Source organism: Paenibacillus hodogayensis (genome assembly GCF_039536325.1).
In the GTDB taxonomy this organism is placed as follows: Bacteria; Bacillota; Bacilli; order Paenibacillales; family NBRC-103111; genus Paenibacillus_AB; species Paenibacillus_AB hodogayensis.
Window position 1 is genome coordinate 400,600 of the sequence record NZ_BAAAYO010000002.1, and the last position, 12,411, is coordinate 413,010.

General features: G+C 61.5%; 7 protein-coding genes. All 7 read right to left on the reverse strand.

Translation table 11 applies throughout. From position 1 onward, the window contains the following. Window positions 1–42 precede the first annotated feature (42 nt). On the reverse strand, window positions 43–2,100 hold the full coding sequence (locus ABD796_RS07285; RefSeq protein ID WP_344905202.1) for a penicillin-binding transpeptidase domain-containing protein: 2,058 nt from the start codon (window positions 2,098–2,100) through the stop codon (window positions 43–45). 164 nt (window positions 2,101–2,264) lie between these two features. Next, window positions 2,265–4,235: a glycoside hydrolase family 15 protein gene (locus ABD796_RS07290; protein WP_344905205.1), complete on the reverse strand. Its 1,971-nt coding sequence runs from the start codon at window positions 4,233–4,235 to the stop codon at window positions 2,265–2,267. A gap of 32 nt (window positions 4,236–4,267) precedes the next feature. Further along, window positions 4,268–4,513: a hypothetical protein gene (locus ABD796_RS07295; RefSeq protein WP_344905208.1), complete on the reverse strand. Its 246-nt coding sequence runs from the start codon at window positions 4,511–4,513 to the stop codon at window positions 4,268–4,270. A gap of 53 nt (window positions 4,514–4,566) precedes the next feature. Beyond that, window positions 4,567–6,975, reverse strand: a complete 2,409-nt coding sequence (locus ABD796_RS07300) for a sugar phosphate nucleotidyltransferase (protein WP_344905211.1) — start codon at window positions 6,973–6,975, stop codon at window positions 4,567–4,569. 58 nt (window positions 6,976–7,033) lie between these two features. Next, window positions 7,034–10,096 (reverse strand): 1,4-alpha-glucan branching protein domain-containing protein, encoded by a 3,063-nt coding sequence (locus ABD796_RS07305; RefSeq protein ID WP_344905214.1) that lies wholly within the window; start codon window positions 10,094–10,096, stop codon window positions 7,034–7,036. A 79-nt stretch (window positions 10,097–10,175) separates the two neighbouring features. Further along, window positions 10,176–10,667: a DUF4912 domain-containing protein gene (locus ABD796_RS07310; RefSeq protein ID WP_344905217.1), complete on the reverse strand. Its 492-nt coding sequence runs from the start codon at window positions 10,665–10,667 to the stop codon at window positions 10,176–10,178. Window positions 10,668–10,790: 123 nt separating this feature from the next. Beyond that, window positions 10,791–12,326, reverse strand: coding sequence for an MATE family efflux transporter (locus ABD796_RS07315; RefSeq protein ID WP_344905220.1), 1,536 nt, complete (start codon window positions 12,324–12,326; stop codon window positions 10,791–10,793). Window positions 12,327–12,411: the final 85 nt, after the last annotated feature.

Consider the following 12,411-nt stretch of genomic DNA (forward strand, 5'->3'; position numbering starts at 1 on the left):
GCTGCAAAAAAGTGAAAAAAGCTGCCCGCGTTGGGCAGCCGTCTAACCTTGCTTTCTGTTGTTCGGTATCGCCTGCGGACCGGACGCCTGTTGAAAAATACGCTTGACCTTAGACGTCACGTACCCGCTTCCTCCCCGTCCCTTTACATCTTCCACCATCATCGACAACAGCAGCGTCGGGTCCGCCGAGTCGAATCCGACGAACCAGCCGTTCTCCTGTCCTTTCGCGTCCTTGCTTTGCTTCAATTCCGCCGTTCCCGTTTTGCCGGCTATCGACTTGCCCGGGATATAAGCGCCATAGCCGGGGCCGCCGGAACGGCTGACCGCAACGACGAGATCGTCGAGCAGGAGCGAAGCTGTCCCCGGCGTCATCGCCTGCCGCTTCCAGACTCCGCCGGGCGCGTCTTCTGCAGTCAGCGCGGGATACACGATATCGCCGTCGTTGACGAGAGCGGAGAAGATGAGCGCGGCATGCAGCGAAGTCATGATGACCTCCCCTTGCCCGTACCCGGTGTCCGCCAGTTGAATATCGTTCCGGATGCCTCCCTGGTTCGCCAATTGGGAGGTCCGGAACGGATAAGGGAGCGGCAGCGGCTCGCCTACTCCGAACTTGCCCGCCGCATCGGCGAAAGCCTTGGCGCCGATCCGCAGCGCCGTCTGGGCGAAGTAAATGTTGTCCGAATACACAAGCGCATCCGTCAAGCGGACCGGGCTGATCCCGTTCACGCGCGTCACGTAGTAGGAGCCCCAGGACTTGTCCGGCGTCCAGGATAGTCCTGCGATCTCCCGGGGCTCGGCGGGATCGAGCGTCTTGCCGTCCAAGCCGATTGCGGCCGTGACGAGCTTGAACGCGGAGCCTGGCGAGTAGCCCTTGGTGAAGCGATTCAGAAAAGGTGTCTGCGGATCATTGTTCCACTGGTCGTAGAGCTCCCGCGTGATGCCGCGCACGAATGCGTTCGGGTCATAGGACGGACTGCTGACCAGCGCGAGAATGTCGCCGGCCACGGGCTGTATGGCGGCCGCCGAACCGGCGTCCTTGCCGAACTGGGCGTAGACGGTCTTCTGCAGCTCCGCGTCGATCGTCAATCGGACCGTCTGGCCGGGCGACGCCTCCGTGCGGGCAATGACCGCCTTCTCCTTGCCTTCCGCGCTCACGATCGCGATGCGGGCTCCTGCCGTTCCCCGAAGCCGTTCTTCGAACAACTGCTCCAGGCCGCTTTGACCGATCCAGTCACCCATTTCGTAGCCCTTGGTCTTGAGTCGCTCCAACTGCTCCGCGTTAATCTCGCCGATATATCCGGTCAGATGGGCCGCAGCTTCGGCATACGGGTAGACGCGAACGTTTTTTTTCTGAAAATCCGTACCGGGAATTTGGAGATACAGGCTTGCGTCTTCCTCCGGCACGAACGCAATCGGGACGAACAGCTCCGGCTTGACCCAGGAGGCGCTAAGCTTGTTGTCGATGTCCGTCTTGCTTATCTTCAGCATGCTGGCGAGCTTCGTCTTGGACTGCTCGGCGTCTTCGCCCAGCTTGCCCGGTATGATCCCGATCTGGATGCCTGTCCCGTTGACGGCAAGGCCCAGGCCGTTGCGGTCCAAGATTTCGCCGCGCGCCCCCCGGGTCGTCTGCACCCGTACCTTATCGCCGAGAGACATGTTAGGGAACAGAAGCGATGGCTCCCATTGCACCTTCCACGCATTTCGCTTGCCCTCCTTGACGCGGAGCAGCTTCACTTGGTGGTCGAACCGGACAGGACCGGCCACCGTCTCCAACTCGGCATGGTAGCCGAATGCGGCTTCGCCCTCGCTGCCGGCCGTATCCGCCTGTCCGGTGGCAGCCGCCGTGACGGCGAGCCGCTCAGCACCGATACCTCCGTATATATTCCGGTACCGTTCGGCAAAATCTTCCTTGGAAATTCCGGCCTGCGCTTCCGGGGTCAACCGGTCGTACATGCCGGCATAGTCTAACTGCTGCCAATCGGACAAATAGGCGCGAAACGCCTCTACGGGCGGTTCTTCCGCTTGATCGCATGCCCCCAGCGCCGCCGTCGACAGCAGGAGCAGCAGGAGGACGGGCACATGCCATAGCCATTTGTTCAATGTTCGCACCCCTTCGCGCATGATCTGCCCGTTTATCATAGAGTAGGACAGAAGCCCGTTCAATAAGCGGAGCCTCACATCTTCCTCACGAAGGAGTAACAAGGCAATAAACGGCATGGCCCAAAAAAGCCCGGGCTGCATCGGCAGCGCCGGACTCCGGAGTCCTATCCATTCCGGGAAGCAAACTGCTTCGCCTTGTTCACATATTTAACGACTGCCAGCACGAAGGTGGCATGCGACCACGTAAGCGGCGCTACTGAAAGGGGGCTGCCGTCAAACGGATCGAGCTGCTCGGACAGCAAGCCCGTCTCCAGCGCATGGCGCGTTACCCACTCCAGCGTTTTGCGCGGGGCCGCCAGATCGTCCATCGAGCGGGCGCATTCGATTTCCCATTCCGCCATCCAAAGCGTGCAGATAATCCACGGATTGCCGGGAATCCGCTCCGTATCAAGCGACCGCTGGAAATAATAGTCGTTGCGATAGCGGGCGATCCCGCCCACGTCGGTGCGGACGGTCAGCCGTTCCCTCAAGCCGCGCATCGTGCTGGCGACGCGCGGATCGTCGGCGGGCAGTACGCCAAACTCGAATATGCCGTAGATGCTGCTCTCTGGCGTCATATCCTTGACCCAGGAGCCGTCCTGACGGACGAGTCCCCGCGCGAACATGCCGCTCTCCTCGTCCCACAGGTGCTGCAATATGCCTGCCTTGACACTGTCGGCTACGTCTTTGTACCGCTCGCTGCGATCCCGGTCCCCGAACAATTCGCAGAAGTCGGCGGCCGCCCGCAATCCCCCGTACACCGCGGAGGCGGTAAACGTATAGATGCCGTACCGCTCCTCCCACAGGTCGTAACTCGGCTTCGGCAGCTGCAGCTGCGGGTCGATGTAATCGCGCATAAATTTCCCGGCCCGGCGGATGAGACTGCCATAGAGCGATTGGCACAGCTCGATATTGCCGGACTGCTGATACATGTGCCAGAGCGAGAACAGGACGAGCGCCGTCTCGTCCTCCTGAATCGGCAGCTGCGGCTCTCCGTCCGCTATGAACGGATGCCAGCTCGAACCGACCGTTCCGTCCGGATTGTACTTGTGATGCAGGTAGCCTTCTGGCGAGATCGCCTCGGCGCAGAACAGATAGAACGGCACGACGGTTTCATGATAGCCCGCCATGGACATCGCATAGGCGATCAGCGCGCCGTCTCGCGGCCACATGTAGCTGTAATGATCGCGGTTGTAGTTCATAATGTCGGTGTCGTTGGCGGCGATAATCGCCCCGCGCGCGTCGGTCTGGGTCCGGACGATCAGCAGGCTTTGCTTGAACATGGCGACGACGGGGTCCGGCAGATCCGCGTAATCCCGCTCGACCTTGTTCGACCACCGCTGCCAATAAATCTGTACCCGGTCGAGCAGCTTGCCCGGCTCATTGTCCCGCACGTACCGGTCCAGCCGGTTCGCCTCCTCGAGCGTATCGCCGACGGACAGCCAGTAGTGGCACGTTTCCGAGCCGTTAGCCGGCAGCCGCAGACGCAAGCCGATCGTGCTATCCACCGAACCCTGAGCGATGGAGTTGCCCATCAGATGGCCGTCCTCGGCATCCCGCCACGTCCCTTCGGCGAGGTGGAACCGCTTGACCCCCATCGCGTACTGGTCGATGCCGTTTCCTCCCGCGCTGCCGTTAACCATGAAATAGCGGTTTTTTTTGTAATGAAACACGGTCCGGTTGTGCGGATAGAATGCTGCGGTGTCCCCGACCTCGGTTTCATTGATGGAGAAGTCCTGCGTAAAGAACAGCCGGACGTTCCTGTCCCGTCCGCTCCGGTCGACGACGCGGATTCGTTTCAAGTAAATGTTGTCCCGCTGATGAACGCCGTCGTTAATCTCAAGCCGCAGCCCCAACCCGTCATGCTCGGCCGTCACCCGCGTAACGAGAGAATCCGGCACATAGCCGGACGTCCAGCGCCAGCCGTCGTCGTTCAGCCAGCGGAATTCGCCGTCCGCCCACAGGCCGATCCGGCACGGATAACCGCCGACATGGTTCAACTGGCCGACGAAAGGATAGTACAAATCGCGAATGCGCGTAAACCGATCGAGATTGATGAGCATCGTGCCGTTGCCGATAGCGTAATGGCGGGGCATCGTTAGGGGTCACCCTTTCCTGTTGCCTGTTCTTAGGAGATATCGGCCGCGCCCGCCAAGGGGCGCCCGGAGGAGGGCGCCGCCCGAGCGGCGCAAACGTTCGTCATCCGGACGAAGCAATCGTATTTGTCCGATGACGCCGCCAGCTTGGCGTATTCCTCGCGCGACACCGGGTAGACGCGAATTTCCCCGGTCATGAAATGAGCGATCATGCACGAGCGCTCTAGATCGTATTCGACGTAGCCGATTTGTTTGGACTCGATCGGGATTACGTTCATTCGCCGCATTCCTCCCCTTTGCGATAAAACGGTGCACGTTCCATTCGGACGGCTCATTGGAAATGGCGGATCAATTGCTGACGATACCGTTCGGCAAGCTCCAGCGCCGCCTCCTTCCGTTCGCCATGGGCAATCACGGTAAATCGCGGCTCTCCGGTATCGGGCAGCAGCAGCACCCAGCCGGCTTCGTCGTACACCTTGACACCGTCCAGCAGATCGGCCCGGCGGTGCTTGACATGTTCCGTCAGCAGCCGCATCAGCTTGCCCTTCTCGTCCCAGGGCACCTCGACAAACGTGCTGTGGAGCGAGAAAGCCGGCATAAACCGCAGCAGCCCAGTCACGGTCAGCTCATTCTCGATCAGGTTGCGGGCAAGCAGCCCGATGCCGAACAAGGCATCGTGCACCGGGTGGAACGGATGGGCCGTCGACGCTTCCAGCACGGCGCGCGCGCTGCGCTTCGTTCGCACGACGGTATGGCCCAGCGCTTCCGCAGCCGAATCGAGGAAGCTAGGCGCGCTTAGCGGCACACCCGTCGTACGGCCGCGCAGACACTGAAAGTAGGAGACGTATAGAAGCACGTCGATCCGCTCCTGCGGAACGGGCGCGCCGGTCTCGTCGAACAGGCGAAGCGTCTCGCCGCTCGGACCGAACCGAACGCCGAAGTCGGCCCGCTGCTCGGCGACGGCGGTCTCCAGACTGCTGTCGGGAAGCGCCGGATCGAGGGGAATGACGGTCCAGCGGAACGCCTCGGCCATAAAGCCCAGCAGCCGGCGCAGCACCGGGTCCTCCGTCGCGACGACAAGGCGAAGCGGCCTGCGTCCCTTGTAGCCTAGCTCGGCGATCAGCTTGCTGCCGTAGGAAGAGACGATGCCTTTGACCGATCGCGCCTCGACGATGCCGCTGGCCTCGATCCGGCCGTAATCCTCCAGAGCGAACGCGTTATCCACCTTTCGCTCGGCGCTTTTGCCGATCGGCAGGCCGGAGGCATCCATGCATTCCAGCCGGCACACGGTCCGCCCCCCCGACTGGTAGCATTGCACATGAATGCCTCCGTCGACGTCGGCCATGGCGCTGACCCCGAACCTCGCCACCGCGGAAGAGCTTTCCCCCGCGTCGGTGACGTTCACGCCCACCGCCTGCAGAGCGGGTCCGATCACCGAGCGGATCAGCCGGGCGAAGCCGTGCCCGGAGGAGCTGACGGCGAGCCGCTTGCCCTTGGCCAGACTCGCGCCGTACGCCCCGGCGAAGCGGGCGGCGAATTCCGGCGTCAACTCCTCGTTGGCGCAGCCGGAAACCGTCCCCTCGGCGAACAGCGGCTTGGCCGCGCTCTCGCCCCAGATGACGGAGGCGTTCACCGTCGCGTACTCGCGCAGCCGTTTGTGCGGCCATATTTTCACCCGGGGCAGTACATGCGTCTTCGGCCCGATCGTGCAGTGGCAGCCGACGACCGCCTCGTCGGAAATAACCGACTCCGGATAGCTGCGAATCCGGCTGCACAGCGTAGCCCCGGCAATTTCATTGTTTTCCCCGATCCGGTTGCCGTCCCACATAATCGTCCGGCTCAGCTCGCTCCCCCTCGCCACGCGGTTGCCCGCGCCGATCACGCAGTACGGTCCGATATGCGCCGTCTCCTCGATGACCGTATCCTCTCCGATATAGGCAGGCCCCTGCCAATCGCGGCTTCCGGACGGCAGCGTTACATTGCGTCCGACGTATATACCCGGCATCCGCTCCTCGCCGCGTATCGTCGCCTCCACCCGACTGTCCAGCATATCGAACTGGGCTTGCCGGTACTGCTCCATATTGCCGATATCCGACCAATATCCTTCGCTGACGTATCCGTACAGCGGCTGTCCGCGCTTCATCATCAGCGGAAACAGATCGTTGCTGAAATCCTGCTCTTTGCCTTCCTCGATCCCTTGCAGCGCCTCCGGCTCCAGCACATAGATGCCGGTATTTACCGTATCGCTGAACACCTCGCTCCAGTCCGGCTTCTCCAGAAAGCGGACGATTCGTCCCGCCTCGTCGGTCATGACGACGCCGTATTCGAGCGGACGCTCGACGCGCGTCAGCACGACGGTCGCCAGCGCCTCCCGGCGTACATGGCTCTCGACGATCCGACTCAGGTCGAAATCGGTCAGGGCGTCCCCGCTGATGACAAGAAAGCGTTCGTCCAGAAAAGCGGCGGCATTCTTCACGCTGCCCGCCGTTCCGAGCGGCGATTCCTCCTCGAAATAGTGCAGCTCGACGCCGAAGTCGCTCCCGTCTCCGAAATAGTTGCGGATCACCTCCGGCATATACTGCATCGTGACGCCGATTTGCGTAATGCCGTGCTTGCGGAGCAGATCGATGATATATTCCATGCACGGACGGTTCAACAGCGGAACCATCGGTTTCGGAATGTGGCAAGTTAGCGGGCGCAGCCGCGTTCCTTTACCGCCTGCCATGATGATAGCCTTCAAACGTTTCCCCCCTGTTTTCGCTTAAAATAGCTTTGGTATTCCTTTATATCGTATTCCTCTATATCGTCTGTACCGCGTTCTCGGCCGCGGTCTGCGGCAGCCTGCGGACCCGGTGCGTCAACGAATCGTAAAGCGACTGGACCCGGTCCGCGATTTTCGCGGGGTTGTACTGTTCCTCCAGCTTGGCATAAGCCCGCTCCGCCATTTCCGAGCCTGCGGCCGGATCGAGCAGCAGCTCGGTGATGTGCCAGTACAGCGATTCGACGTGTCCGGGAAGCGCCTTGAAGCCGTCCCGGCCGTGCTCCACCAGCTCGGCAAGTCCTCCGGTGTCCGAGACGACGAGCGGTCTGCGTGCCGCCATCGCCTCCAGCGCCACGATGCCGAACGGTTCGTACAGGCTCGGGAACACGCACAGATCGGCGGCGGCATACAGACGAGCCTTCGTCTCGTCATCCACAAAGCCCCAGAACGAGGCGCGTTCGCCCAGTCCGAGCTCGGCGGCCTGCCGCTCTAACTGCTCCCGCATCGGTCCCGCCCCGACCGCAACTAGCCGGGCGCCAGGAACCCGGGACAGGATCGACGGCATGGCGGAGAGCAGCACCTGAACGCCCTTCTCGTAGACGAGCCGGCCGACAAACAGCATGATCCGGTCGTGGGGAGCAAACCAATGCGAACGGGCCCAAGAATCCGCCGACCCGGCATGTTCGGAGGCATTCGCCCCGCCGAACGACGGCTCCGCGTTTCCGGCCTCCCATTCCACCCGCTCTACGCTTTCGGGGTTCGCTTCGCGCCGATCCGGCCCGGCGGCCGTACGGATGCCGTTCGGAACTATATCGACCTTCTCCCCGTCCAGCCCGAATAGGCGGACGACCTCTTCCTTCATATGCCGGCTGCATACGAATACGCGGCTCGCCTCGTACGTCAGCTTCCACTCCAGCTCATGAATCCGGTGCGACAGCTCGCTGTGCAGCCGCCCCTGCCCGCGGCCCCATTCCGTCGCATGGATCGTGGCGACCAGCGGCACGCCGTAGCTGTGCTTCAGCTCCCGGGCAGCGTGAAAGACCATCCAGTCATGGGCGTGCAGCAGATCGAGCCGGCCTCCGCGCTCCTTCCAAGCGACCACGTAGTCGACCATCGCCATGTTCATCTCGAACGTCCAATGGTAAAAGTCCGTGTCGCCGGAACAAAGCACCGGCAGACGGTGCACATGCACGCCGTTGCGCATCTCGTAAGCAGGGGCGCCGGCCGCTTCCGTCGTGACTACGTGAACCGCTTCCCCGCGCGCCGCCAGCGCCTCGGCCAGGTCGGCCACGGCCCGCGACAAGCCGCCGACAGATTGGGGCGGGTATTCCCACGCCAGCATGAAGGTGGCCGGCGGCGGCTCCGAGCCGTCATCGAGCGGTTCGGAGGAAGCCCGCAGGGCGACATGAACGGGTGCCGGGGAAGGCTGCGCGGGAACGTAATCCCGGTAGTCGACGCTTGGAAAGCAAGGATGACGGCTTTCCAAGGCCGCGACGTACGCGTCGTCGATTCCTCCGTCCTCGATCATGCCGCACAGCCGGTTAAAACGCCCGAGATGATCCTTCGTCCGGCGGACCGCGTAGTCGACGACCGTACGACTGTCCATGATGAACGCCCAGTCGCTGCTTTGCGCCAGCAGCAGCTCCCGGGCGGCTTGGTTCAGCGCCCGCGACAGCGACAGCGGCCCGGACTCGGCCCCCAGCTCCCCCGGTGCAGCGTCGCCCTGCTGCGCCAGTTCGGCGTAACGGGCAGCCAGCGCGACCATGCGGTCCTCGGCTTGATGAAGATGCCGATAAATCCAATCATTGGCCGGCTGGAGCCATACTTCGGAAGTCCCGCTGCGCCCCCAGCTCGACTCGTTGATGCAGCCGACATCGGACGTAGGGTATTGCCGCAAATAGTCGCCCGGCGTCATCAGCTTCACACGGTGCTGATCGTGGTAGGCCTGCCGGCACAGCATTTCCAGCCAGATCGGGCCTTCGTACCACCAATGGCCGAACAGCTCGGCGTCGTAAGGCGACACGATGATCGGGCGGCGATCCAGCCAGCCGCTTCCGGCTTCCACCTGTCTGGCACGGCAGGAGAGGAAATGCGAGGCTTGCTCGGCGGCGGCCCCCCGGGCCCACTCGGGATTATAGGGCTCCCGATGCTGGCCGTTGCCGGTAATGCGGTAATATTTCATCCCGGTATTGACGCGTTCGTGGGTCGACAGCACATACGGGCGGATGTACTCCCATTCGTCCGCGTCGTTCCAGCCGAGGTCCCAGCCGATATCGCGGTAAAATTCGCGGTAGTCGACGTGCCCGGGGTAGCCGTCGGCGGCGCTCCACACCTGCTCCGACGATTCCCGGTCGCGCGGGAATACGGATAAGCCGTAAGGCGTCGTCAGCGGAGCCAACAGTCCCCGGCCCGGAGCCGGCGAAGCATATTCCACGGCGGATGCGTCGCCGACAAAGCAAGGGACGCCCTCCATCCTCAGCAATCTGTCAATGCCTGGCGTATACGCGCACTCCGGCAGCCAAAGTCCGGCTGGCTTTTGCCCAAAATGCCGCTCGTGCTCGCGGATACCGGTGCGAAGCTGCGCACGAATCGCCTCTTCGGTCTTCATCAACGGCAAATACCCGTGCGTCGCCGCCGACGTCCATAAGTCGAGAACGCCGCGTTCCTGCAGACGGCCGAACGCCGCCGCCACATTCCGGCCGCAGCCTTCGTACAACGCCTTCAAGCCTCGAAACCGCTCCGCGTACATAACCGCCAGCGGACGCAGCCGGGCGTCATCGCTCAGACGCTCGGTTTCCTTATCCGCCAGTCCGATAATGCGGTCCAAATACGCCGCATACCGGGCTTGCATCAGCGGATCGGTCCACAGCGCCAGCAGCGTCGGGGTCACCGAGAACGTGATGCGGTATCCGATGCCGTCCCGAACCAGCCTCTCGAACACGTCGAGCAGCGGCAAGTACGTCTCTGTCATCGCCTCGTAAAACCATCTTTCCTCCATGACGTCGTCGCGCTCGGCATGACGGACGTATGGCAAATGCGCATGCAGCACCAAAGCCAAATATCCTTGCGGCTCGGCCTTCGCTTTCCATCTTTTGTACATCGCTACCCCCAATGGAATGAACGTTCATCATTCGGTTCTATCTGTCTCCCGCTCTTGCACTGGTTTGGTATGCTCGCCGTTATCCGGAACCGAAGTGCTCCAAACCGGCTCGAGGCAAGTAGACCGCCTGGCCGTCCGCAGACGCTACCGGAACGATGTCCGCAGACGATGCGTCCCGGTCCGTCGAACCGGCGCGCGGGGTCTGTACGACATTAGAACGGATGAAAGGAATAAATTGCCTTTCCCAACTGTAAACGCCAAAATCGACGGCATAAGCCGCATCCCCATTCAAGCCGGTTATGTACCAGTTGTCGGCTTCGGGCGTCAGCTCGATATCGGTCGTGCGGTTGGCATTGCGGCCGTCGAACCTTATATAGGTGATGTCATACAGCCGCAGCACCTTCGACAGCTGTCCGTAATCGCACCCGAAATGCTGCGAGGCCAGCCATTTTTTGCGGTTCGAGATTTCCCAATACGCATAGACCGCATGCGCATCCCGTACAAGCAGACGCAGCATGTCTTTGCCGAATGCGCCGGGCGTCTCGTAGCCCTCCAACATCGATTGCGGCAATCGTTCCCCTTCCTTTCCTTAAGCTACTTCTAACCATACGAGAGGGCGCGGCAAAATATGACTGGTTGCCAAAAAAGCCGGAACAACCCGCTAAGGTCGTCCGGCTTTTAAAGTTTATGCAAATCAAACCCGCACCGTCTTCCAGGCCCCTTTCTTGAACCGGCGCATAATTAGAAACGAGCGGACGAATTGATCCGCCGCCGCGGCCAGCCATATGCCGTACAAGTCCATACCGATGCCGTACACGAACAGCAAGCTCAGCACGACCCGAAAGCCCCATACGCCGATAAAGGTAGAGTAAAGCGGGTAACGCGTGTCCCCGGCTCCCCGCAGCGCTCCGCTCAGGATGAACTGCGTCGCTTGGGAAATCTGGATAAAGCCCATAATGCGGATCGACAACGAGCCCTTCTCGATAATAGCCGGCTCGGTCGTATACAGCAGCATAATTTGCGGCGCGAACAAAATGAAGCCGACGCCGATCGCTCCGGCGACGATGATGCCGATTTTACGAACCTGCCATCCGTAACGCTCGGCGAGCTCGGGCTTATGCGCGCCCAGCGCCTGACCGACCAAGGTGGAGGCGGCGATCGCGAACGCCATGCCGGGCATGAAGGACAGCCCGAATATGCTGAACGCGATCTGGGTCGCCGCAATGGCCATCGTCCCGAGACTGGCCGCAACCTTGAAAAAAACAAGCATGCCGAGCCGCATGACGATCTGCTCGATCGCGGACGGGAAGCCGATCTTGCCGATACGGGCGATCATCGCCCGGTCGATGCGGAACAGATGGCGAAACGAAAGCCGGACTTTGTATTTGCCGCTGAACATAACGGCCGTCACCCATGCCATCGACACGAATTGGGCAATGATTGTCGCAGCCGCAGCGCCTGTAATGCCGATGCCTTCAAAGCCAGCAAAGCCGTAAATGAGCGGATAGCCGATCAGCACGACCAGAATGTTGGCAACTACATTGATCTTCATCGGCGTCCGCGTATCTCCGGCCCCCCGCAGCGTAGCGGTGAACGCCATCGATATCGTCGTAAACCCTAGCGACAGAAAGACGAGCTTAGCATAAGCCAGCCCATGGGCCACGACATCCTCCGCTCCGCCCATCAGCCTCAGGAAATCGCCGGCAAACGTATAGCTCAGCGCGATTAGCACGACGGACAAGACGATATTGAGCAAGAACGCCTGTCCTGCCGCCCGGTCGGCCTCATCCAGACGTCCCGATCCGATCGAACGGGCCACGATGACCGTCGTTCCGACATTAAGCGTGGAGAAAAGGGCCAATAAAAGAAAAAAAGGCTGGTTCGTCAAGCCGACCGTAGCCACCGCTTCGGGACTTAATCGCCCGACCATAATCATACTGAGCATTTGCGTGAAGTTGGTCAGCATCATCTCGACGAGAGACGGACCGGCCAAGCGGAAAATCGATTGCCGGACGGCTTTTTTGTCGCTCGGATCGACAAGAAACGCCTCGTTTCCTTTCATTTCCGTTTCCGTCTTCCGGCTCGCGCCGAATCCCGCCTCCACAGCCGGATCCGCTCCCGTTTCCGTCACGCCGGCTCCCGTCACGGCTTCCATTGCTGCCGCTTCCGCTCGAGGCTCCGGAAGTCCGCTCGTCTCTGTCAGCGGCTGCCGTTTGTTATCCGCTTTCATAAATCCGCACCCTCGCTTCCGCCGTCATGTGGTCATGCAAACCCTGATCTTCATCATACCACAGAACGGCATAGGCGAACGGGTC